Annotated in this window: 16 protein-coding genes and 1 pseudogene; 6 read left to right on the forward strand and 11 right to left on the reverse strand. The window is 59.3% G+C overall.

From position 1 onward, the window contains the following. Together NKJ12_RS30570 and NKJ12_RS30575 are read right to left on the reverse strand one after the other, a co-directional pair. Positions 1-506 (reverse strand): annotated as a pseudogene (locus NKJ12_RS30570) (IS110 family transposase); the annotation flags it as partial. A 471-nt stretch (positions 507-977) separates the two neighbouring features. Further along, positions 978-1,970, reverse strand: a complete 993-nt coding sequence (locus NKJ12_RS30575) for a succinylglutamate desuccinylase/aspartoacylase family protein (protein WP_352707277.1) — start codon at positions 1,968-1,970, stop codon at positions 978-980. Between the two features lie 955 nt (positions 1,971-2,925). On the opposite strand from NKJ12_RS30575, the gene NKJ12_RS30580 reads away from it, so the two are divergent. Next, positions 2,926-4,542, forward strand: coding sequence for an FAD-dependent oxidoreductase (locus NKJ12_RS30580; RefSeq protein WP_352707279.1), 1,617 nt, complete (start codon positions 2,926-2,928; stop codon positions 4,540-4,542). Then, a complete protein-coding gene (locus tag NKJ12_RS30585) occupies positions 4,535-5,695 on the forward strand; it encodes an NAD(P)/FAD-dependent oxidoreductase (RefSeq protein WP_352707281.1) in 1,161 nt (386 codons plus the stop codon). Before NKJ12_RS30580 ends, NKJ12_RS30585 begins: the two co-directional genes overlap by 8 nt. Before the next feature lie 946 nt (positions 5,696-6,641). Here the strand turns inward: NKJ12_RS30585 and NKJ12_RS30590 are convergent. From NKJ12_RS30590 to NKJ12_RS30600, 3 genes are all read right to left on the reverse strand, one after another. Then, on the reverse strand, positions 6,642-7,703 hold the full coding sequence (locus NKJ12_RS30590; RefSeq protein ID WP_352707284.1) for a 2Fe-2S iron-sulfur cluster-binding protein: 1,062 nt from the start codon (positions 7,701-7,703) through the stop codon (positions 6,642-6,644). An 86-nt stretch (positions 7,704-7,789) separates the two neighbouring features. Next, a complete protein-coding gene (locus tag NKJ12_RS30595) occupies positions 7,790-9,046 on the reverse strand; it encodes an aromatic ring-hydroxylating oxygenase subunit alpha (RefSeq protein WP_352707287.1) in 1,257 nt (418 codons plus the stop codon). Positions 9,047-9,616: 570 nt separating this feature from the next. Next, positions 9,617-10,999, reverse strand: a complete 1,383-nt coding sequence (locus NKJ12_RS30600) for a CapA family protein (protein ID WP_352707289.1) — start codon at positions 10,997-10,999, stop codon at positions 9,617-9,619. A 222-nt stretch (positions 11,000-11,221) separates the two neighbouring features. On the opposite strand from NKJ12_RS30600, the gene NKJ12_RS30605 reads away from it, so the two are divergent. Then, the gene (locus NKJ12_RS30605) at positions 11,222-12,124 is read left to right on the forward strand and encodes a LysR family transcriptional regulator (protein WP_352707291.1); all 903 of its coding nucleotides are present in this window, start codon (positions 11,222-11,224) and stop codon (positions 12,122-12,124) included. A gap of 426 nt (positions 12,125-12,550) precedes the next feature. Here the strand turns inward: NKJ12_RS30605 and NKJ12_RS30610 are convergent, their stop codons facing one another. From NKJ12_RS30610 to NKJ12_RS30635, 6 genes are all read right to left on the reverse strand, one after another. Next, positions 12,551-14,221 (reverse strand): ABC transporter ATP-binding protein, encoded by a 1,671-nt coding sequence (locus tag NKJ12_RS30610; RefSeq protein WP_352707292.1) that lies wholly within the window; start codon positions 14,219-14,221, stop codon positions 12,551-12,553. Further along, positions 14,218-15,042: an ABC transporter permease gene (locus NKJ12_RS30615; protein WP_352707294.1), complete on the reverse strand. Its 825-nt coding sequence runs from the start codon at positions 15,040-15,042 to the stop codon at positions 14,218-14,220. Before NKJ12_RS30615 ends, NKJ12_RS30610 begins: the two co-directional genes overlap by 4 nt. A gap of 9 nt (positions 15,043-15,051) precedes the next feature. Beyond that, entirely contained in the window at positions 15,052-16,017 is a 966-nt protein-coding gene (locus NKJ12_RS30620; protein WP_352707296.1) for an ABC transporter permease, read from the reverse strand. Positions 16,018-16,022: 5 nt separating this feature from the next. Further along, positions 16,023-17,606 carry an ABC transporter substrate-binding protein gene (locus NKJ12_RS30625; RefSeq protein WP_352707299.1) on the reverse strand — a complete coding sequence of 528 codons (1,584 nt, stop codon included), beginning with the start codon at positions 17,604-17,606 and terminating at the stop codon, positions 16,023-16,025. 1,186 nt (positions 17,607-18,792) lie between these two features. Then, the gene (locus NKJ12_RS30630; protein ID WP_352707301.1) at positions 18,793-19,038 is read right to left on the reverse strand and encodes a M14 family metallopeptidase; all 246 of its coding nucleotides are present in this window, start codon (positions 19,036-19,038) and stop codon (positions 18,793-18,795) included. Between the two features lie 616 nt (positions 19,039-19,654). Further along, positions 19,655-21,238 carry an ABC transporter substrate-binding protein gene (locus NKJ12_RS30635; RefSeq protein ID WP_352707303.1) on the reverse strand — a complete coding sequence of 528 codons (1,584 nt, stop codon included), beginning with the start codon at positions 21,236-21,238 and terminating at the stop codon, positions 19,655-19,657. A 480-nt stretch (positions 21,239-21,718) separates the two neighbouring features. On the opposite strand from NKJ12_RS30635, the gene NKJ12_RS30640 reads away from it, so the two are divergent. The 3 genes from NKJ12_RS30640 to NKJ12_RS30650 form a co-directional block, all read left to right on the forward strand. Next, positions 21,719-22,075: a transposase gene (locus NKJ12_RS30640; RefSeq protein ID WP_352707305.1), complete on the forward strand. Its 357-nt coding sequence runs from the start codon at positions 21,719-21,721 to the stop codon at positions 22,073-22,075. Continuing rightward, complete coding sequence (gene tnpB, locus NKJ12_RS30645; protein ID WP_352707308.1) at positions 22,072-22,416, forward strand: IS66 family insertion sequence element accessory protein TnpB; 345 nt, start codon at positions 22,072-22,074, stop codon at positions 22,414-22,416. Before NKJ12_RS30640 ends, tnpB begins: the two co-directional genes overlap by 4 nt. Positions 22,417-22,489: 73 nt before the next feature. Further along, positions 22,490-23,447, forward strand: a 958-nt coding sequence (locus NKJ12_RS30650) for an IS66 family transposase (RefSeq protein ID WP_352707310.1), incomplete at its 3' end; no start/stop codon positions are given.

A 23,447-nucleotide genomic window follows, 5' to 3' on the forward strand; every position in this document is an offset into this window, starting at 1 on the left:
CCCGCTCGTCGTCGGGAAGCACCTGCCGCTCGAGCCAGGCGCGACCGCGATTGTTGAACAGATCGGCATGCGGGCACTTCGGCACGAGGTGCGCCTGCAGGATGCCATGCACCTCGTTCTTCACTCGCGTGCGATGCCGAACTACCTGGTTGCGCCGCGCGACGAGGCGGCGAAGCCGCTCTTCCGCTCGTCGGGAACCCAGACCTCCGGCAGAAAGCCGCTGGCATGGAGTTGCGCCAGAACGCCGGCATCGATCTTGTCGGTCTTGATCCTGGCATGAGCGATCGCCTTCACCTGCATCGGGTTGGCGACAATCACCCCGCCGACATAGGGCGACAGAACCCGCACCACCGCCATGGCGTTGCCCGTGGCCTCGACGACAACCTCATCCGTCCGTCGCAAACTGCGGCCGACCCTTCCAGTCCCGAGCGGGTGATGTCGACGCGTCCGTGATGGCGCAGCCGCCCGGTTCCCAAACTACCCCTCCGCAAAGGTGCACGTCTCATTGGGCTCCCTCCTCAAGCCGTCGTCTTCGGCGACAGGTTCGTCAGCCAATGACAAAAACGGCCTCGCGGACAGAATTCCTGACAGTCCCGCTTCGGAGAACCGGATGCCGTTGTCTGCGAACATCCCACCGATTCAGACCCTGCCCACACATTTACTGCCGCCGTCGACAAAAATCTCGGCGCGGAAATCGGCGACCGACCGCGATCGGCCGAAATCTGATCCTTTATAATACCAGACATCCTCCGCTTGACCGGAAATACCCGGACAGGGCTACTTTAACATGCCAAAGCCAATCCTCGCAGCGGCATGACAGAAGTGGAAAACCACTTGTAAAACTCCGCCAAACTGTTCAGACAAACCAAACCAGCTATCAACCCAAACCTGATGGTGTCAGATTAACAGCCCCCCGGCACCCGATCCCCAAGCCCGGAATCGTTAATCACCGGAATAGCGATCCATGTGCACCGAACTCACTGTTTGAACGGTCGCGCAACGATCACTACCGCTTCGTCGACGCGGACATGCGCTGCCGATCGAATGCCTATGACGTGGGATCTTCTAAGAGCGCGGATATCAACTGACTCAGCGGACAACGAATCCATCGGGTGCAGAATGCCCAAGAGATCTCCCTGCTTCACTTCATCCAACAGTGAGCAGCGAGGTTCGAAGATGCCCGCTGCAGGCGATTTCAATTCGTCCGACAACTGCGTTTCGAGGGTCTGGCCGGAGTTCTGTTGAAGGAAAGTCGGGTACTCGGCTTTGCCCTCGATCAGCCCGAGCGCGATGAGGGCGTTACGTGCTCCAGCCTCATATATTTCGAGATTGTCAGAGTTGACCGTGCCGCCGCCGAATTCGGCGCAGACAAATACCTTGCCCTGGTTTTGGGCCAAGATATCGAACATTCCAGCCGTGTCGTTGTAATTCCAAACTAATGTCAAGGGCAATTTGAACGCTTCCGCCATTCTCACGGTTCTGGCCATGAGATCGGGATCCGCCATGGGATGCGTAGTCGCCGCCGGTAGAAAGTCCCACCTTGGTGAACTGTGCAGATCAAAAACGGTTTCGGCCATCGGCAACAATACGCGCGAAACCGCGTCCGCGATTCGTTCGGTCACCGACCCGTCCGGGCGGCCCGGAAACACCCGATTCAGGTTTAAACCGTCGAGCGGAGTATTGCGGCTCCATGCCTCCACGGCTAACGGATTGAGCACAGGTACGATGATGACTCTTCCACAGGTCTGCGCTTCTGGCAGCCAATCGATAAGCCGTCGGGCGACAAGTGGCCCCTCCAGTTCATTTCCATGATTTCCGCCAGTGACGAGAAGGCGTGGTCCCTTCCCTTTGTTCAGACTGAAGGCCGGGAGCGAAAGCTCTCCGCAGTCGGTACCTCCCGGGACAACAAGATGTCCCATGCTCACGCCGGGCGCATCAGGATCAAACGTAAGATGTGGTGCTTCGATCATTGTTCAGCCTATCGTTAGTATTGAAGGGACCTGGCACCCTGTTTGCGTTGTCCGCTCTGCAAGTATGTGCAAGGCCGTCTAAAATTCGCCAATATAATGTTCCGGCCGGTGTGATCGCGTTTTCAGATGGCCGGCGCCCACTTCGCTGAATTCCGCTGCTCCAACGTTCACAGGGAGAACCTGGGACCGTGGCGAATAGCGGCGGCCTCCCCTCCGGAGATCTAGGCTCGGCAGCGTGCGTGCCAGCCACTCGGCATTCCTTAGGATGTCAAGCATTTCCCACAGCACTAACAAGCGACGGTGGATCCATTCGTACTCCGGCATCCTATTGCCGGCTGGTGGGTCTCAACGCGACCCTTTTGCACGCTGTGGATCGTCTTTCGAACTCGCGCCGACAGCATTCACAACGGAGGCGCCACCGCCCTAATTCCGGTAATTAGGAATACCAGCGGGTAATCCCGAATCCGAATGCGCTTTCCGAATCGATCGCCGGGAGCTCAGAATAGCACCCGCTCGAGCGAGGCTCTCGATTGCTCGAACACTTCGATACCCGCCAGGAATACCGAGTCACCGCAGTCCTGAGGTGAGCGTGAAACCATTGGGCAGCGCCGCACCACTCGCACCTGGGGCGAGGCCATCGCCCTTTGTTGTCCTGCCCCAGAAGCAGGGCGGGCGCGGACAGACAAACCGATCCTCGACGTTTCCGACGTAATTACCGTCATCACGTCGCTACATCTCGAAACCAGATTAGCCCAATTCAGAAACTGAATTTGACCAAGACCTCATTGCGATTGAACATTGACGAACAGACTGGATCACGTCACGCGCCGAGACCCTCCCCGACGGTAGACGGCGGAAGGAAGCAAAAATCGGCGTCAGCGCCTCGGTGCAATCTGGTACTGTGGCAGGGCGATCTTCTCGAGCGTTTAGCAATGATCAATAGTACCCAATAGCCATGAACATCGACAAAAAATCCGTTGCAGGGAAAGAGCTGCTTGTACAGGAACAGACGCAGCTCTTGGTAGTTGGCGCAGGGCCAGCCGGTCTGTCCGCCGCCATTGAGGGAGCACGGCAAGGCCTTTCCGTCGTGCTCATTGATGAGAACCCGGTCCCCTTCAAGACGATGGGCGATGAGGTGCCACTGCATTATGGGCAGGGAATGTCCGGCGTGGCGCGCAATCGCAATTCTATGATTGAGGCGTTTGTCACTTCCGAGCCACTGATCCAGGCAGCGTTTGAGGCGGGCGTGGACGTGCGGCTAGGGACCGCCTGTTGGGGACTCTATGCAAATGGTCCTGGCGTCCACTGGTTACCCGGAACGATTGCCGGCTTGGCGGATGAAGACCGCGGCTGGTTGATCGGAGTCGAACACATCATAGTCGCGGCCGGTCGGCGAGACATGGGCCTGGGCTTTCCCGGCTGGGAGACGCCGGGCGTAATGGGGGCCACGGCGGCGGTTACACTCGCGACACGTTTCGGAGCCCTGACCCCGCGGCGCGTGGTGATCCTTGGCACTTCAGCAGAGGCGTTGAGTGCTGTCGCTGCACTTAGGAGCGCCGGGATTGAGATCGCCGCGATTGTGGAACAGGCGACTGAGCCTGTCGGTCCCGCCCCCCTTGTGACCGAATTGCGCGCCGCCGGCTGCGAATTCTTGACCGGTCATGTGGTGCGCGAGGCGCTCGGGCGGGGATCGGTCGAGGGAGTGCTCATCGCCGCCGTTGACACGGCCGGTCGAGCCATTGGCGAAGAGCGCCGAATCGATTGTGAGGGCGTCATCCTGGCGGTTGGCACGACTCCAGTCGTCGATCTTCTCGCCGCTCTCGGCTGCCGTATCGCTTTTCAGCCGGAACGCGGCGGCTATGCGCCGGTGGTGGATGCGGTCCAGCGCACCAGCGTCAAAAACGTCTTCGCGGTCGGCGACTGTGCCGGCATCTGGCCTGCGAAGTCGCTCGACCGCAGCCTTGCCGCGGGCGAGGGCCTACGGGCAGTCGCCACGATCCTTGGGGACCTCAAAAACTTGGAGTCGGCGGCAGTCTCGGAGCCCGGCGAGCCCCCCTACGATTTTTCAGCTTATCGCTTGGCTTGGGTCCGCGCCAGCGTCATAGAGGCGCGCGGCCGGTTCCACGTATGTCAATGTGAGGAGGTCACTGCCCACGAGATTCTCGAGGTGCGTCCGCCACGCTATCTTGGCTGGCAAGCCGACCGCCGCAACGAGCGCTCGCTATCGGCCCTGTTGGGCGAGGGCCCGCCGAATCCAGACCAGGTCAAGCGGCTCACGCGCGCTGGTATGGGACCGTGCCAAGGCCGACGGTGCCGCGAGCAGGTCGCTGCTTTGCTGGCGCTGCAGGCTAGGGTGCCGCTCGCTGCAATTCCTCTCGCCGGCTATCGCGCGCCCGTGCGCCCGTTGCCGCTGGCTATTGCCAGCAAGCTACCGGAATCGGCAGATCAGGCCCGAGAGTGGGACCTCTGGTTCGGAATCCCCTCGCAATGGCAACCCCCATGTGAGACTCCTGAATTTTATACAGTTGCTACTAGTGAAGCGACCGTTGTTGAGCGCGACGGCAATGATTGAGGTCAAGGGCGCATCAGTAGTCATTGTCGGCGGGGGTGTTACTGGGCTGAGCGCCGGCTGGTGGCTGGCGCGAGCCGGCGTCGACGTGGCCGTTGTCGAGACAGGCATTGTCGGTTGGGAGGCGTCGGGCCGCAATGGTGGCGGCTGCGGCCACGCCACTTCGCCTCTCTACCCCGAGATGCTGAGGCTATGGCCAATCATGGATGAACTTCTCGGTTATCCGACAGAGTTCTCGGCGAACCGGATTCACGTCGCCGTGACCGAGGAGCAATTGGCGGCCCAAAATCGCAGCGCTGCTGCAGCGAAGCGTCGTGGATACCGGTGCGAGCTTCTCGATCGGAAGCAAATTCGTGAACTCGTTTCCCTCGTCGGCGACAACGTCGCCGGGGCGCATTTTTACCACTTCGGCGGGCACGCAAATCCACATCGCACGGTTCAGGGCTATGCTTGGGGGATGCAGGACCATGGCGGCAGGCTGATGCAGCACTGCGCGGTCACGGGATTCCGCACCGAGGGTGAGAGGGTGATTGGCGTCGAGACGGAGCGCGGTCTCCTTGGCTGCGATCAGTTGGTGATTGCAGCAGGGCCACACACTGGCCGCTTGTCCGCGATGCTGGGGCACGAGGTTCCTATGGCCAGCGCGCGCGCTGAGATGATCGTTACTGAGCCGCTTCCCCTGATGGCTTACGGCGGTGTCGACGGAAATGGCCTCCACGGCCGGCAGACACTGCGCGGCAATCTTGCCTTTGGAGGCGGCCCACACGAGTGGCTGGATCTGCCCCAGGGAGGCATATTTGCCAACCCCTCGACCCCGCTGATGGGCCATATCGGCCGCCGCTTGATTGAGATGATGCCGAAGGCTGCGCACGCCCGCATCATTCGATCCTGGGCCGGTGTGACCGAGAACACGCCTGACGGACGTCCCGTGATCGACCGGCTCTCAACGTTTCCTAATGTGGTTGTTGCGACTATGTCCAGCGTGGGCTTTGGTCTCTCGCCAGCCAGCGGGCGAGCGATCCGCGATGTAGTAGTCGACGGCACCTGTAGCTTCGCGGACATTTCCTCATTTAGGCTGGCACGATTCGCGAGACTTGAGGCCGACTGGCGTGAATTGCAGGGATGGGTTACGGTTGCGATGGATGAGGCTGCATAAGGCGCAGCGTGGTCCTATGGACATGCTCGCTTTTCCCTGGAATTAGAAGCTTGTACCCGAATCCGAATTTTCTCTTCCTTGGATATTGCCCTCGGTATCGCGAGTTGAAGCTTAGTTAGCTCCGCCGGAGGTTGCGCATCAGTCGCTCAGAAATCGTATGTGCCGCCATGCCATCGAAGAGCTTCACCGCTCTCCGATGCTGCCCCACACTATCCTGCTCATCGCGTGTTTTGCCCAACTTGGGGCGGAGCGCCGGGCGGGACGTCATCGTATTACGGTCGATTAGAACGAGACGACCCGGCTGCAGGTGAAGCGCTGCAGTCATCGGCGCTTGAGAAGCTCGGCTGGTACGCCCTGCGCTGGAAGGCGGAGCTCTTCCAAAGGTCATGAAGTCCGGCTGCCGTGCCGAGGAGGCGAGGCTCGAGACCGTAGAGAGGCAGGCGAAGTTGCTCGCTCTCATCGAGATAGTCAGCTGGCGAATATTCCTCGTCACTACGTTATGTCGGCGCGCGCCGAGCCAGACGCCGGCCACGACAGCGTTCTCACCTTCGCCGAGATGACTGCGCTCGACCAGATCGACGCACCCCGAACGCGACCGCGCCTCCAACGGCCCACGCTCGCCGCTTACCTGCTGCAAATCGCCATGCTTGGCCGGACTGAGCAGCCGCAAAGGTTCAGGCTAAACCCAATCCATCACATGGCGGGACAACATCTAGCGCCGTTGTCTTTCGTTTTGGCCGATGCAAGGAAGTGAGGTCAGCCCATTCAAGGTCATCCTGACGCCAGGTTTCACCGTCGTCTCACCGCCCAGGCTGTGGTTCGTGAACCGTGTCTGGTCGACATTTATCAGTCGCTGACGGCTGCGGGGCTTGTCGGCTCCGCCTAGGCATGCTCGAACCTTGGAGGGCAGTCAGAAGAAACGTCCCTGACGGCGTCGGTCGCGCTGTCAGAATGCGGCGTCGTAGTCAACGACCAGGCGGTCTCCAGCAGGTCTCGACTGACAGGTAAGCACGAATCCCGCGTCTCGTTCCCATGCTTCGAGCGCAGCACCGGATTGTGTTTCGACGGCCCCCTCAATGATTCTGGCGATGCAGGAACAGCACGTGCCACCACCGCACGAATACGGAACCTCTAACCCAGTCCGGCGGGCAGCATCGACAACAGTTTCGCCAGGACGAGCATCGATGACGATGCTGCGGCCGCCCAGCCTAATTTCGAGATGCGTCGTGGAGGCGTTCGGGAAGATGTCCCGCGGTTCTGACCTAGCGGCGGCGGGACCAAAGGACTCATCCAGGATCTTGTCTGGGGCCAAACCCTGTCTCTGCAATGCTGCACTGAGATTTGCGGCCATTTCGGGCGGCCCGCACAGCAGCGCACTATCTACCACGGCGACAGGCATGTCCAACTCGTTGAGAATGGTGGCTAGCGTGTTGTCATCGACCCTGCCCTGTCGAAAACCTTGCCCACCATTTTCCCGTGAAAGTAGGTAACGAACTAGCAGGCGGGGGGAGAATTCCCGCTCAAGCTTGGCTATCTGTGTCCGGAAGAGAATGTCTTGTCGCCGCTTATTCCCGTAGACGAGCAGTAATCGGCTATCTGGCTCGCGGGCAAGCACGGTGCTCGCGATGGACAAAACCGGAGTAATGCCAGATCCCGCCACGGCCGCAAGCACAATACGACCCGTCCTCGGGGGCGGCGGCAAGAAAAATCGGCCTCTCGGCTCCATCACGCCGAGGGCATCGCCGGCCTGAAGGCAACGGTTGATGAAGGACGAGAAACGCCCCCCCTCGATCTCCTTTACCGCCACCCTTATCTCGCCTTCGTCGAGACCCGAACAAATCGAATAGCAGCGCCTCACATACTCGCCGCTAACCTCAGCTTGCAGGGTGAGATATTGCCCGGGCTTGAAAGCAAAACGTGCCGCCAGCCCTCGTGGAATGTCGAAGACGATGGAAACCGCGTCTGGTGTCTCCCGGCGGATCTGGCTAACGGTCAGTTGGTGCAGCATAGAACAACCCATGCGAATGATGGCGCAGCCACTCGAACCCAGCCGTCCCGCTTTGGCGGCTGGGATGCCAAGCATCAAAGGCGGTCTTACCTGTTCAGACCCGATTCAGCGGCCTCGCCACATTGCAGGCCAGGACGTTTAGTTGGGGACTGGCTAACGGGGGCATCAGTGCGTTGGCCGGCGATCAGCGAGCGCATCTCGCCGAGATATGATTGGACCAAGCAGGACGTATTTTCTTCGCGCGCCGTATAGGGCCCGGGTCGGTAGGCCTTGGACGCGACGCCGTTGGCATTATCTTCGACGAGCTTTTTGTCCTGGACTGTGGTAACGTCCCACATCCAGGTGATCGGATCGGTGTCGATCTCGGCATCGGCGTCTTTGTCAACCAGCCAAGTCACGATTACGTCGGTTTCCGCTGCGCTACGCGGGATCATTTGAAACAGTGTGACATGGTCGCTTACAGCGTAGACAAATGAGAGGCGGCCTAAACAAAAGCCGGTTTCGAGGCTGTCATGGGCGATGCGCCCGCCCATTAAACAGGAAACAGGCTGACCGTCCTCAGAAAGAGTTTTGCGACCGCCCAAGATCGATCTGCGAGCAATACTGTAGGTTACCTTGTCGACGCCCCCCGGCTCCGAGGCCAAGCTGTGCCAGGGTTCATGCGCATTGAGCCTAAAGTACTCCGGATGCGACGGCTGGCAATGATAGCACTCGAAGAAGTTCTCGATCACGAGCTTCCAGTTGGCCTTAGTCGGGTAGCTTTTCCGGGCAGCGATGCGCGCGCGGTCAATGCCCATATCGCGCAAACCGCCGTCCAACGCGTCGACAAGGGGCTGAACGTCCGGCATAATCTCTTGCTCGAGGCCGCAGATTACGAGGCCGCCCACGCATCTGGTCGGTACGCGGTGTAGTCCCAACAGCTCAGGATCGACATTTTCGGGCACGTCCCGCCGGGTTTGCAGTTCCCCGGTCAATCGGTAAGACCATGCATGATACGGGCAGACCAGAAGTCGACCGCGCCCATCTTTGGTACAGAGCCGGGAACCGCGATGGGTGCAGACATTGAAATAGGCCGCTATGTCCTCTTCGGCATCGCCGAATCGGACCACAATGATTTCCTCGTCAAAAAGCTGGCGAATGATGTACCGCCCCTTCTCGGACACCTCGCTAGTATGGGCGACAAGCGACCACTGGCGCGGGAACCACAATTCGCGTTCCAATTCATAAATTGACGGATCGACATAAAATGCCTGCTCGAGCGACCAACCGGGGCGGTGACGGTCGATCAGCTCGACGAGCGCAGTTCGGTCGCTCGTTATGTTACCTGTGATCCTGGCTTCCATCAGAGGTCTCTCCTTGTAATTTGCATGCAAAAAGTGAGGTCTTTGATACGAGAATGTGAAGCAACGTCTTACATTGCAAATACAGATTTAACAGTTTTCCATATCAAAAAGGCATGCACTTAAGACCCGCCTTAACCAAACTGAAGACCTCACTCCCACTGCTCAGCGCGATGGTCGCGTTCGAGGCCGCGGCGCTAAATGCGGTTTTCCGTCAGCACCTGAAAAACTCAATGTCGTGATGACCGAGGCGGCCATCCTTGATAGCTTCGGCACTATCAGCCAAGTTGTGGTAAGTTTGCAGGCTCCGGACCGAGAGGCGGTTCTGGTGGCTGCTACTACGGCCTGCAACAGATGTCGCTGATGCTCGGTTTGGCTCCGTGGCATCACGCGTTCGCCGACGATCACCAACTATTGTCGCTGATGCATGAGACGCGGCACCGCGGCGCCGGCTCTGGCTAGGGCGAACTAAATTTAGGAGCACCGCGGCTCGATCGGGTAGTGCGCTTGACCTCCACGTCGTTGGACAGAGCTAATTTATAGAGGCGGACAGAGCCGGGAGCAGGTCATTGCTCACGAACTAAGTTTGAGTCGAATGACTCCAACATTGTTCTCGATAGCAATTTGCGTGCCGAACGGCTTCGAGAGGTCTCGAAGGCGCTCTAGAATGTCATTTCCTTGTCGAGGGGGGGCTACGCGCGGGACTCCGCGATTAGCAAATCTGCTGGAGCGGCGAAGTTCGATCGGATAAAGACGCAATTCAACGAGCTGGTTCTGCTCAAAGCGGCTGATACTCACAATGCTCTCATAAAAGATCACATCGCATTGAGGGTCCAACAGTCCCTCGGGGGTCGGATACCCTTTAGCGAGCTCGTCGACTGTCACTTCTGCGTCTGTATTGACCCGCGGGTCCTTGTTGTAGACTTCGTACATGTCAGCGCCCATAGGCGTCCGGAGATCATCGATAAAGAAATTTCCCAAGCTGTAAAAGATGGGTCGCCCTTTATAGATTTCGATGCCGCGTAAAATATGCGGCCCGTGCACCACGTATGCATCCGCCCCGGCATCAATGGCCCCGTGAGCAAAAGATTGTTCGTAATTGGCCGGTTCGTGACTCCACTCACCAGGCTCGTGCCCATGGTTTGTGGCAATGCAGAAGTCAGAGAACTGCTTGCCCTGACGGATATTCCGTAGAATACGACTCACATCGCGCGGATCGGCTTCATAACTATAGCCAACTTGAGCCCCCGCTTTGTATCGTTGTCCAGCGAGCACAACCAGATTTGGATCTACACGGCTAGGCTTGGGGCCGGGCAACGCCGCCCTTATTTGCTTTAAGCCTTCGAATTGCCTTGGCTCAACCACGATTGTTTTTGCCAAGCGAAGAGCGTTGAGGCCGGCTCTGCCTGGCGCTTCGCCGGCCGGGTCGCATGCACGAGCCATGGGCGCGAAGGTTGAGGTGAAGGAGACTAGAGCCACGCGCCCGCGCGGTGTCTCAAGAAGTCTAGCTGCACTGGCCTGGGCGAGAGTCTCACCGCACCCCGCGTGGACAATCCGGTTCGCATTGAGGGCTCGGCTTGTCTCGCGCATCCCCTCAACACCCCAGTCTAACGTGTGATTGTTCGCACGGCTAAGCAAATTGAAGCCCATGGCCCTGAGGTCAAATCCAAGCTCTGGATCGCTCACGCAATACGCACCGCCGTACTCAGCCTGCGGACCTCCCTTAGATTGGAAATCCAAGATGTTGGTCTCCAAGTTGCCGAAGGTAACGTCAGCCTCGCGGAAGATACGAAGGACGTCGGCCAGACCAGGATGATGACCGTTGGTTACTGGCCGCGTGTAGAGAAGGTCCCCCACTGCCGCCATCGAGAAGCCATCTTCGACATTTGTGGCTGTTGAACCAACGGTATCAAAACTGCCGTCCTGCTGGATCAGATCGCTCTCATCTTCTGGCATTTCTTTCCTCACCCGATCTCATTGTTGAATACTCAAGCGCATAGCCTATCACCGCGTGTTGTTGTGCATCGCACGAACGTCCTCGGCCCGCCGTGTCTATGCCAGAGTATTTCGAACGGAGCCCCATGGTAGGCATTATGGTGATAGGCGGACAACAGCTCACGTTGCAAACATATTTGTGAGAAGGTAGCATGATAAATAGTCATCAACGAGGACCGTAAGATGAAGACGCTACGGCAATCGCTGCCCATGCTCAACGCTATGGCAGTGTTTGAGGCGGCGGCAAGACATGGCGGGCTGACGCCGGCAGCCGAAGAGCTTAACATCGCCCAATCGGCGGTCAGCCGACATGTCGCTAACCTTGAGCGACAACTTTCGGTGGTCCTGTTCACGCGCAAAGGCAACCGGGTAATGTTGACCAGAGAAGGCAACAGCCTTGCCATAGCAATTCGGAACGGCTTGGGCACGATCAAGCAAGCCGTGGAAAAGCTTCAGCCTCCCGATCGCGATACCCTAGTAGTGGGCTGCATCTACGACCTACAACAGATGTGGCTGATGCCCCGTTTTGAGTTGGTGGCTTCTGGTGTCCCTAATGGCCAAGTGATGTTGCTGACGTCGTACGACGACCGGGATTTTGATCAGCCGGACGTAGCTTTTTCTCTGCGGTTCGGAAGACCCGAGGACTGGCCAGGCTTCTTAGCTATCAAACTGTTCGACGGTGAGTGTTTTCCGGTCTGCTCGCCAGCGTTCCTTGAACGGTATCCGACACTCGCGTCGGAGAGTTACACAGCCTTCCGGAATGTTCCGCTTCTTCACATCGTTACAGAGCCCGGTGCTGTCGACAGCTGGGAATCCTGGATCAGCACGGAGAGTACGCTCAACGGTCCTCGATTCACCAACTACCTGTCGATGATGCATGAGACTATCGCAGGGCGCGGGGCTGCAATAGCTTGGGGGGGGTACATTGAGGAGGACCTTCGGCTCGGCCGATTGGTGCGCCTGAGTGCCACGTCGCGTAGGCACCACAACTCATTTTACGTCGTGAAACGGAAAGTCACCAACTCCATTGTGGAGAGAGTCGTGAAGGCACTTCTCAATTCAGTCGAGCTTAACATGGGGAATTGAGGCTGTTGACTAGACACCGCTGAGGGACATAAGGACGTCCTGTGGCCGATCAATTACGTACGCAGGCGCCCGTGACCGGGCCCGCGCTCGATGTTCCCCTCGCGAAATTAGTAGCTGACTCCAAAGCAAGAGCGAAAACCGACTTGATGTCTTGCAGGAGTGACCGATATTGGCGACTTATTTGGAAAGGCCTTGAGCGGCATAGGTCTGGAGGCCCAAGGCAGCAGATCGTCGGTGATTGGCCCACCGCTCCTAGCTAACGGTTGTGGCCAGCATTTCGGTCCTCGTGGAGATCGAAGCACTGCGTCCGCCACTCACTTCCTCTCGGTCGCTCGTGGACGATCGAGCTGTGCTGGGATCTGAAGGAGTTGCAGGCCTACTGGAACGATTTCGAGCTTGCCATCCCATGACTGTGCTTCGTCGAGCTCAGTTCCCGGCGCTCTCCATGCGGCGCCCATCAATCGCGTGCTCCAACCACCCTACCTCCATTGCAGGTACGGAAGACAGCAACAGGTCGGTATATGCGTCGAACGGTGGTGTGAGCACCTGAGTCTTCGAGCCGTAGCGGACCACCTCTCCGCGATACATAACCGCGATGGAATCCGCGATAGCCTTCACAGTCGCCAAGTCGTGCGTGATGAAAACGTAGGCCACGTCCTCAATCTTCTGCAGGCGAAGCAACAGCTTAAGGATTCCGTCAGCCACTAGCGGGTCGAGAGCACTCGTGACCTCGTCGCAGATGATGAGCTTCGGCTTTGCCGCGAGCGCTCGGGCGATGCACACCCGCTGCTTCTGCCCGCCCGAAAGCTCTGCCGGATAGCGGTCGATGAAGCCCTCGCCCATCTCGATTTCATCGAGCAGTTCGGCGATCCTGGCATCGCGCTCCTTTCCTCGCATACCGAAATAGAATTCGAGCGGCCGACCGATTATGGTGCGAACCGTCTGGCGCGGGTTCATCGCAACGTCGGCCATCTGATAGATCATCTGCAATTCACGCAGATCGTCCTTGAAGCGGTCGGCGAGCTCGGGCGCGAGCGTGCGTCCGGCGAAGGTGATGCTGCCGGCGATCGGCGGCAGCAGCCCCGTGATGACTCGGGCGAGCGTCGATTTGCCCGAGCCGGATTCCCCGACGACAGCCAGCGTCTGGCCCGGATGAACCTCCACCGAGACGTCCTGCAGAACTGTCACGGCGCCGCCGCCGTAAGCGGCTGTGACGCTCCTCGCCGACAACAGAGGCTTGGGCGTCGGTCCCTTCTCCTCATGCTCGATCGAACGAACCGACACCAACGCCTTGGTATAGTCCATGCGTGGCGCCTCGATGATCTGCCGTGTTTCGCCGTGCTCCACCATCTTCCCATCCCGCAACACCATGATCTCGTCCGAGACCTGGGCCACCACGGCAAGATCGTGGGTGATGTAGAGGGCCGCGACGCCGGTGTCGCGGATTGCGTCCTTGATGGCGGCCAGCACATCAATCTGCGTGGTTACGTCGAGAGCCGTGGTCGGCTCGTCGAACACGATCAGGTCGGGTTCGGAGCAAAGCGCCATAGCGGTCATGACGCGCTGCAATTGGCCGCCGGAGACTTGATGTGGATATCGGGAGCCGATGCTCTTGGGGTCGGGCAAGCGGAGTTTAGTGAATAGGGCCTGCGCGCGCTTCTCTGCCTCGGCTCGGGTCCCAACGCCGTGCAGAAGCGCTGCTTCCACCACTTGGTCCATGAGCCGGTGCGCGGGGTTGAAAGCGGCAGCAGCCGACTGCGCGACATAGCAGACCTCGCTGCCGCGCACCTTCCGTAAATCCCGGACGCCGCCCTTGAGGATGTCGCGACCGTTCAGGAACACCTCGCCGCCTGTGATACGCACTCCGCCGCGGCCATAACCCATTGAGGCAAGGCCGATGGTCGACTTTCCGGCGCCGGATTCACCGATCAGTCCCAGCACCCTGCCGCGCTTCAATTGCAGCGATACTCCGTCCACAATGGTGACGTCGCGCGGCTTCTCGCCAGGCGAATAGACGGTCGCCTGGACCTTAAGATTTCGGATGTCGAGCAGAACGCCGTCGTCTCGCCGGAGCTTTGAGGGAGCCTTAACCGTCATTCTCGTCCTCCCTTGAGGCTGGCGGTGCGGGTAAGCACCCAGTCGGCTACTAGGTTAACGGAGATTGACAGCATCGCGATCGCAGCGGCCGGGATAAGGGCGGCAGGTATTCCGAAGACAATCCCGTCCTTATTCTCCTTCACCATGCCGCCCCAATCGGCCTCCGGCGGTTGCACACCGAGCCCGAGGAACGAGAGCGCCGAGAGGAACAGCACCGAAAAGATGAAACGCAGGCCGAGTTCCGCCACCAGCGGCGACAGCGCGTTGGGTAGGATCTCGTAGAAGATAATCCAGCCGAGACTCTCACCGCGCAACTTAGCTGCTTCGACGAAGTCCATCGCGTTGATGTCGACGGCAACCGCGCGCGAAAGGCGGTAGACGCGCGTCGAGCTCAAAACCCCCATGACCAGAATGAGGGTCACGTTGTTCGAGGGCAGCACCGACAGAACGACGAGGCCGAAGATCAGCGTCGGTATCGCCATCAAGAGATCGACGAAGCGCGACATCACAGTGTCGACTAGACCGCCAACGACTGCCGCCATGAAGCCGAGGATGGCGCCAAGCGAGAAGGACAAGGCGGTGGCCATGGCGGCGATGAAGATGGTGGTGCGGGCACCATAGATCATGCGCGAGAGCAGGTCTCGCCCTAAATTGTCGGTTCCCAGCCAATGCGCGGACGACATCGGCTCCCATACGTCGCCCACGATCTCCCCATTACCCGCGGGGGCAATCCATGGTGCGAATACCGCGCAGATCACTAACAGCCCCGTCAGGATAAGGCCGAGCCAGGCTCCGTACGGGATACGCTTGAAATTGAGCATCTTTCCGTCCTACTTCGGATGCCGCAGGCGCGGGTTGGCAAGGATCGCGGCGACGTCCGCGACGATGTTGAGCCCGATGTAGACGGCAGCGAAGATGAGACCGACCGCTTGAACCACCGGCACGTCGCGCTTGACGACATGGTCGACTAGGTATTGCCCCATGCCCGGATAGACGAAGATCACCTCGACCACGACGACGCCTACCACCAGAAAGGCCAGGTTGAGCATGACGACGTTGATGATGGGCGCGATGGCGTTCGGGAGGGCGTGCTTGCGGATGATGTCGAAGGCGGAAAGGCCCTTGAGCTCGGCCGTCTCGATGTAGGCCGACTGCATCACGTTCAGGATGGCGGCACGCGTCATGCGCATCATGTGAGCGAGGACGACAAACATCAGAGCCGTTGCCGGCAGCACGATCGCCTTCAGCTTCTCCAGGAAGGGCATGCCGTCATAGACGGTCGAGATCGAAGGGAACCACTGCAGCTTCACGGCAAGGAATAAGACAAGCAGATAGCCGATGAAGAATTCAGGCAGCGATGTTGAAGCCAGCGCGAAACCTGAAACGGCCTTATCGACAGGTCCATTGCGGTAGCGCACCGCCAGCAGCCCGAGGATGATGGCGAGTGGAACAGACACCACGGCCGCCCAGAAGGCAAGGAACAGCGTGTTCCACAGCCGTGGCATCAGCGTCGTGGTGATCTCCTGTCGCGAGGTGAGCGCGGTACCGAGATCGCCGGTCAAAGCCCCGCCCAGCCAGTGGAAGTAGCGCACGATGGCGGGATCGTTGAGGCCGAGTTCCCGGCGCAGATTGGCGACGGCCTCGGGCGTGGCCGCCTGTCCGAGGATCGACTGTGCCACATCGCCTGGAAGGATTTGGGTGCCTGCGAAAATCAGCACGGAGACGGCGAAGAGGAGGAGAATGCCGAGCGCAACGCGCTCGGCAATCAGCCTTAGAAGGGGTGAACTGACAAGCACTCGGTTCAAGCCTCAAGCCAGCATTGCGTCAAGGCGTAGCCGTTCATCAGCGAGTCGACCCGTCCGACATAGCCGCCAACCTGGTCGGAGATCGCATCGATGAACTGGTTGAACATCGGCACGATAGTCCCCCCTTCTTCTCGAACGATTATGGCCATCTCGCGATAGAGGTTTTTTCGCTTGTTCTGGTCGAGTTCGCCGGTCGCTTCGGTGAGCAGCTTATCGAACCTCTCGTTGAAGAAGTGCGTGTCGTTCCAGGGCGCCGTCGACCGATAGGTGGTTGAGTACATCCAGCCCTGCGTCGCCCGCCCCCGCCAGTTGGCGGCGCAGAAGGGCTGCTTGTTCCAGACACCCGACCAATACCCATCTCCGGGCTCCCGCTTGACCTCGATGGTGATGCCGGCTTTGGCCGCGCTCTGCTGGAAGAGCTGCGCGGCGTCGACCGCGCCGGCAAAGGCAACGTCGGAGGCCCTGAGCAGGATCGAGCCACTGTGGCCCGACTTCCGATAATGGAACTTGGCCTTATCCGGATCGAAGGTCCGCTGCTCGATGTCCTCGGGGAAGAGTGGATAGGCAGCATTGATCGGGAAGTCGTTTCCAACGGTGCCGTAGCCGCGCAGGATCTTGTCGACCATCTCCTTGCGATCCACCGCGAGCTTGAGCGCCATCCTGAGATCCTGGCTGTTGAAAGGTGCCGTGTCGCAGAACATGTTGAAACAGTAGTGGCCCGGACCCGAAAGGGCCTCGATTTTCAGGTTAGGCACGTGTTTGATGAGATCGACGACCTTGGTCTCGACCTTGTTGATCATGTGCACCTGGCCGCCCTGCAGCGCGGAGACCCGGGCTGTGGTGTCATTGATCACCAGGATCTCGACCTGGTCGGCGAAGCCCATCTTGTCTGACTGCCAGAAATTGGCAAAGCGCTCGCCGCCATGGCGCACGCCGGGCTGGTTGACGGTCACCCTGTAAGGACCCGCGCTGATGCCTTCGGCCGGGTTGTCCTTGCCGCCATTGGGCTGAATGACCAGATGATAGTCTGCCATCAGGTAAGGGAACTCGGCGTTCGGCTCTTTGAGAGTGACTGCGACGTCGCGCCCGTCCGCCTTGATATTTTCGATGCCAGCCAAGATGCCCAGGGCGCCAGACTGTGAGTCCTTGTTGGAATGGCGTTGCAGCGTCGCCACGACGTCTTCTGCCGTCACGGTCTTGCCGTTGTGGAATTCGACTTCCTTTCGAACCTTGAAGGTCCACACTTTGGCGTCCTTGGATGAGCCGATCTCCTCGGCAAGCCGGTTTTCCAGTCCTCCATCTGCCTTGAGCGCCACCAGAAACTCGCCCCAGCATTTGCCGAAATAGGACATCAATTCGATGAATTTTGCCGGGTCCAGGGTGTCCGTCGACGCCCCGCCCACGAGGCCGGCTTTCAGGATGCCGCCCTTTTTTGGCGTCTGCGCCTTGGACGCGCCGGCAAGAAGGGAGTTGGCGAAGGCAGCACTGACGCCTAGCGCCGTCGCACGGCCGAGAAATTCACGCCGGCTCAGCCGGCCCGCAGCTAAGCCACGGCTTAGATTGTCGAGTTCCTGCGACATTGAGATGCTCCTCTATGTTTGGATCTGTTCCCAGGGTACCGAAAGTGCGGTTTTTTATTTTGGTGATGATACATTTGAGTTTGCGCCGCTTTGCGCAAATTCCTTCAGTGTTCCGTACGAAAACTGCGTTTTGACGAGCTTGATGCACAATCGCGGCACTAAACGAGCATCTGCTCTGTGGTAGCAAGCACAACCGACGGGCGGAGCGATTGCTCGCCACGTCGCAAGCGCTGGCAGGATCGGAGTCACGTGTAGCTTACGGATCAAGTTCGCGCGCCGCAAAGTCTTGATAGCCTTGCCCAGTAAACGGCGCTCGCCATATCGCCCCTCGTCCGTGAGATCTGCAGGTGCCCTTGCCCGCGTGTTTCAAACGCGTTTGAGGGAACGCTCCTAGTGTATGCGGCGTTTACTTACGGAAAGGGATCGCCGGTCTGCTGTTCGATGGGCGAAGTGCCCGCAAATCCATGCGACAGTCCCGCCGGGAATCACGATCTGGCTGTAGAGATACCCGAAGAGGACACCGGACGCGCTTGCCTTCAAAGAACTCCGCTCGCCGGACGCAGGATCGAGAATTGCCCCAATCTCTTCGCCGGCCTGGACATGGTCACCCGGCGTCTTTCAAAAGATGACAATACCGAGGGCACTGGCTCGCACGTAGTCAACGCAGTCGAGCATCGTGTGGCACGTGACAACTTGCGACGGCGGCTGCGTCGCTCCCTCCAGAAGGCCTACTGCCTCCATGAAGCCAATCAACCCTCGCGCGTCCTCGATCGCAACATCGTCGCGAAGACCCTTTGACCCGCGATACTCGAGGGTGGCAGACAAGCACTCGGTTATTGACACGTCCGGAAGAAGTTCCTGTGCTGCGCGCCACGGCAGAAGGCATGCTGTAGGGAAATCTATAAGCTCGGGAACGCCGCCGATGGTGGCCACGCTACCGATGTAGCGAGACAGCAGGTCTGCGGCAGGATGCTCGGGATTGGAAACATATGCATAAAGGACCGCTTCGTCGGCGCAGTGAACGTCCAATACAAAATCTGGTCGATAGCGAGCCTGAGAAGCACCTGCTTCAGGCTGTCGAGCTCGTTTTTTGGAACGAGCGCGGAGACTGCCTTCAGCATTGCACGTTTGACAGCACCCCCATCCATAACGAGCCCCTCGCTTCGGAGTACTGCAAGCCGCGCCCCTACCAGGGGGGCAAGTTAGGAAAATTACGGTTGAAATTGCCCCCCAGCCCCAAGTCCGACCGGCCAGCATGATACCCTTGGACTCTCTGAGATAAACCGATCGGATTGGCACATGGGACTATGATGATCTCTCCGTTCGGCTCGCTCTCTCTTTCTTGGAGCAGTCTCACAAGATGGCTGAGGATCACCATCCCTGGAAGTTCGTCAGCATGGAGGCCGCCTCCACGCGACCCGCTACATGGCATGCGCGGAGTGATGGACCCGAAGGACTCTCGTACGCGATGCCTTTCGCATCATCCACAACATCGCGCCGTGGTGCTGGATCGCGAGTGCGCCGCTCGCGACGGCAGCCGGACGCGGACATCATCCACAGCCAAATCGTGAAGGCGCCTGCGCAGTTCACTAAGCGGGGCCATGCTACCGCCAGCAAGACGGTCGGGCGCGAGCGCCACATCGCCGGCGACACCGATGGGCGGCAGCTGGGGTGATCTTCCCCCCGCCGACATTTCGCTGTCGCCGGCCGCAGATTGATTCTCAGGCTACCGGCGAGAGCGCGTCGCGTTCGGACGGGCTCATGCCACGCTTTTAGGTCCTTTGTTCTTATAAAATGCCGTTCAACCAAAAGCGACGCCACTTTTGGGGCGACGTGCATTAACCGGTCTTATGTGTTCGGTCCCAGCGCAGCGATGTCACATACTCAACACGTCCGATGCAACTTACATGCCTGTGATCTGCTGGATATTTTGCCACCCCAAGTGAACCCTATCCACCGCGATCACTCTATTGAACCGACTGGCAGTCCAGCTGCCGAATTCATTCGGCATTCATTCCTCGAAACTGGCGACGTGAACCGAATGCTTTTCAAGCCTCCAGCCAACATTGCGAGAAAGCGTAGCCATTCATCAGCGACTCGATCCGTCCGACGTAGCCGCCAACCTTGTCTGAGATTGCGTCAATGGCTTGGTAGAACATGGGCACGATCGTCCCTCCTTCATCGCGAACGATGACGGCCATCTCACGATACAAATTCTTGCGCATGTCCTGGTCTAGTTCGCCCAGCGCTTCCGTGAGCAGCTTGTCGAACCTATCGTTGTAAAAGTGCGTGTCATTCCAAGGCGCCGTCGACCGATAGGCTGTCGAATACATCATGCCCTGCGTCGCTCGCGGGCCCCAATTGGAGGCGCTGAAGGGCTGCTTGTTCCAGACATCCGACCAGTAGCCATCTCCCGGCTCGCGCTTGACTTGGATGGCAATGCCGGCCTTGGCCGCGCTCTGCTGGAAGAGCTGCGCAGCGTCGACGGCGCCGGGGAAGGCAACGTCGGAGGTCCTGAGTAGGATCGGCCCACTGTGGCCCGACTTCTGATAATGGAACTTGGCCTTGTCCGGATCGAAGGTCCGCTGTTCAATGCCCTCGGGAAAGAGCGGTTGGGACGCGTTAATCGGAAAGTCGTTGCCGACCGTACCATAACCGCGCAGGATCTTGTCGACCATCTCCTGACGATCCACCGCGAGCTTGAGCGCCATCCTGAGATCGTTGCTATCGAAGGGCGCGGTGTCGCAGAACATGTTGAAAACATATTGGCCCGAAGCCGACACCGTCTCGATCTTCAAGTTGGGCACGCGCTTAATGAAATCGATAACCTTGGTTTCGACCCTGTTGATCATGTGCACCTGCCCGCCCTGCAGCGCGGAAACGCGGGCTGTGGCGTCATTGATCACGACGATCTCGACCTGGTCGGCGAAGCCCATCTTGTCTGACTGCCAGAAATTGGCAAAGCGCTCGCCGCCGTGGCGCACGCCGGGCTGGTTAGCGGTCACCTTATAAGGACCTGCGCTGATGCCTTCGGCCGGGTTGTCCTTGCCGCCATTGGGCTGAATGACGAGATGATAATCTCCCATGAGGTAAGGGAACTCGGCGTTCGGCTCTTTAAGAGTGACTACGACGTCGCGGCCGTCAGCCCTGAGACTCTCGATACCGGCTAAGAGGCCCTGCGCGCCAGACTCCGAGTGCTTATCGGAATGGCGCGTCAGGGTCGCCACAACGTCCTGCGCTGTCACAGTCTTGCCGTTGTGGAATTCGACCCCCTGGCGCATCTTGAACGTCCACACTTTGGCGTCTTTTGATGAGCCGATCTCCTCGGCAAGGCGGTTCTCGAGTGCCCCATCTGCCTTTAGCGCCACAAGATACTCGCCCCAACATTTGACGAAGAAGGACATCACCTCAATTGCTTTCGCCGGGTCGAGGCTGTCCGTTGCCGCGCCGCCGGCGAGGCCAGCTCTCAGAATGCCGCCCCTTTTCGGCGTCTGCGACATTGCGGCGCCAGCAAGAAGAGAGTTGGTGAAGGCAGCACTCACACCAAGCGCCGTCGCACGGCCGAGAAATTCACGTCGGCTCAACCGGCCCGCAGCGACGCGGCGGGTTAGATAATCCAGTTCCTGTGACATTGAGATGCTCCTCTTGCCGTAAACCCGACAACGCGGCCTTGTTCTTTATACCAACGCCATCATATGCCCACGGACTGGTTACCTCGCATACAACCGCCTCCCAATTACGCAGGAAATCGGCGTTTTGTCCCACTCCTGCGCACAATATCGACGATATTTGGGCTAGAAATTCTCTGGCGAGCGTACGCCTCTTTGCAGCCGCTTTACGGATGCGTCGATGCGTCTTGAACACAGACGATGGAGCCGTGGTTGGGGGTGCATTCTTTTGGTCCGCCGGCTTTTCGAACAATCGGGACCGCGTGCTTGAAGCGGCGACGCGAGACGCTTCTGAAAGCGATCCGAAGTGAACCTTCGTAAGCGGGAAGGCCACCCCATCTGGCGAAGCAAGTATGCGGCGGCGATGATGACACTGAAGTAGCCGAGGAGCTTTCAGTGTCAATTTCTATGTCTGCGCCTATGCCTGCGGATAGAAGCTTTCAATTGATTGAGGCGGTTGCGGATCGCTTCGAGGGTGCCCCGGTCGCGCGGAGGCGGCGATGGTCGGCTGCGTTCAAGACCGAGATGGTGGCAAGGAGCTCTGAACCTGGCGCCAATATTTCGGCCCTGGCTCGGGAGATTGGGATCAGCCCATCGCAATTGTTCGGCTGGCGGGCTGCGGCGCCCAAGACGGATGAGGTGGAACGCGCCGGCAAGGCTGAGGAGGCCAGCCTTGGGAGGCTTCAGGCTCACCATTCCCGAACCATTGAGATTGACGTCAATGGCATGACGGTCCGGGCCGGTGCGACTGTGTGCGAGGACCATCTGCGGCGTGTTTTGCGGGCGGTGCGCTCAGCATGATCCCGGCAGGGGTGAAGGTTTATCTTGCCAGCCACCCGGTGGACTTCCGAAAAGGTATCGATGGCCTGCTTGCGCTGGTGCGGGATGCCGGCTCGGATCCGTTCAACGGTGCGCTTTACGTCTTCCGTGCGAAAAGAGCCGACAGGATCAAGATCGTTTGGTGGGACGGCTGCGGCGTGTGCCTCTATTTGAAGCGACTTGAAAAGGCAAAGTTCTGCTGGCCGCGGATCGGTCATCACCGGGTTCAGCTCAATCATGCCCAGCTCATGGCCTTGGTCGACGGAATGGACTGGAAACGGGTGCGGACAGAGACCGTCAGGCGGCCGCAATCGGTTGGGTAAAACCCTGCGGCATGATGAATCAGGGGGCTGAAAAGGCGGGAAAATCGCCCGCGAATATGCTCTGATTTGGGCCATGTCGGCACCCGATCTTGCGCTCCCGGACGACGTTGACGCGCTCAAGGCGATGGTTGTTGCCATGGCCGAAAAAGCCGCCGGTCTGGAAGAGCGCAATGCCGATCTCGAAGCCCACAACACGCATCTCGAATTGGTCAACAAGAGCGCCGAGGAGCGGATCGCACGACTGACGGCGGTCGTGAAGATGCTGGAGCGGTCGCGCTTCGGCAGCCGCTCCGAAAGGTTGCGGACCGGCACGCTGAGCGAGGAGCAGTATGCGCTCGTCTTCGACGAAATCGAAACCGGCGTGGCGGCCATCGAAGCGCAGATGGAGAAGTCTGCGGGCGGCTCGAAAGCGAAGCGCGCCGCGCGCCCTCGCAAAGGCTTTGCAGCCCATCTCGAACGGGTCGAGGTGGTTATCGAGCCCGAGACGCCTGCTGGCTGCGAAGCGCTGGAAAAGATCCTGATCGGCGAGGACGTCTCCGAACGGCTCGATGTCACCCCGGCGAAGTTCCGGGTGATCGTCACGCGTCGCCCCAAATATGCCTACAAGGGCTGGGACGGCGTCATCCAGGCAGCCGCGCCCGCCCGCATCATCGAAAGCGGCATTCCGACCGAAGCGCTGCTGGCGCAGATCGCAGTGTCGAAATACGCCGATGGCCTGCCGCTCTACCGCCAGGAAGCGATCTATGCCCGCGATCAGGTCGAGATCGACCGGTCACAGATGGCGCAGTGGATGGGCAAGCTCGGCTTCGAGCTCGAGCCGCTCGCCGATTACGCACTGACCCGCATCAAGCAGGGGGAGCGGGTCTTTGCCGATGAGACCACGCTGCCAACGCTGGCGCCGGGATCTGGCAAGGCCAAGACGGCCTACCTCTGGACCTATGTCCGCGATTATGCGCACCCGATGATTATGCGCAGCTCATCGGGACAGTATCCAGTTTTCTTCGGCAGATCAGTGAGATGGTGGCCGGCAT

The sequence above is a fragment of the Mesorhizobium sp. M0195 genome, assembly GCF_040322115.1.
In the GTDB taxonomy this organism is placed as follows: Bacteria; Pseudomonadota; Alphaproteobacteria; order Rhizobiales; family Rhizobiaceae; genus Mesorhizobium.

What these genes read in the sequence shown, in the direction of transcription:
- NKJ12_RS30575 (WP_352707277.1), bottom strand. Translation starts at nt 1,970, where the DNA reads ATGATCGAAGCACCACATCTTACGTTTGATCCTGATGCGCCCGGCGTG.
- NKJ12_RS30580 (WP_352707279.1), top strand. Translation starts at nt 2,926, where the DNA reads ATGAACATCGACAAAAAATCCGTTGCAGGGAAAGAGCTGCTTGTACAG.
- NKJ12_RS30585 (WP_352707281.1), top strand. Translation starts at nt 4,535, where the DNA reads ATGATTGAGGTCAAGGGCGCATCAGTAGTCATTGTCGGCGGGGGTGTT.
- NKJ12_RS30590 (WP_352707284.1), bottom strand. Translation starts at nt 7,703, where the DNA reads ATGCTGCACCAACTGACCGTTAGCCAGATCCGCCGGGAGACACCAGAC.
- NKJ12_RS30595 (WP_352707287.1), bottom strand. Translation starts at nt 9,046, where the DNA reads ATGGAAGCCAGGATCACAGGTAACATAACGAGCGACCGAACTGCGCTC.
- NKJ12_RS30600 (WP_352707289.1), bottom strand. Translation starts at nt 10,999, where the DNA reads ATGCCAGAAGATGAGAGCGATCTGATCCAGCAGGACGGCAGTTTTGAT.
- NKJ12_RS30605 (WP_352707291.1), top strand. Translation starts at nt 11,222, where the DNA reads ATGAAGACGCTACGGCAATCGCTGCCCATGCTCAACGCTATGGCAGTG.
- NKJ12_RS30610 (WP_352707292.1), bottom strand. Translation starts at nt 14,221, where the DNA reads ATGACGGTTAAGGCTCCCTCAAAGCTCCGGCGAGACGACGGCGTTCTG.
- NKJ12_RS30615 (WP_352707294.1), bottom strand. Translation starts at nt 15,042, where the DNA reads ATGCTCAATTTCAAGCGTATCCCGTACGGAGCCTGGCTCGGCCTTATC.
- NKJ12_RS30625 (WP_352707299.1), bottom strand. Translation starts at nt 17,606, where the DNA reads ATGTCGCAGGAACTCGACAATCTAAGCCGTGGCTTAGCTGCGGGCCGG.
- NKJ12_RS30630 (WP_352707301.1), bottom strand. Translation starts at nt 19,038, where the DNA reads ATGCCATGTAGCGGGTCGCGTGGAGGCGGCCTCCATGCTGACGAACTT.
- NKJ12_RS30635 (WP_352707303.1), bottom strand. Translation starts at nt 21,238, where the DNA reads ATGTCACAGGAACTGGATTATCTAACCCGCCGCGTCGCTGCGGGCCGG.
- tnpB (WP_352707308.1), top strand. Translation starts at nt 22,072, where the DNA reads ATGATCCCGGCAGGGGTGAAGGTTTATCTTGCCAGCCACCCGGTGGAC.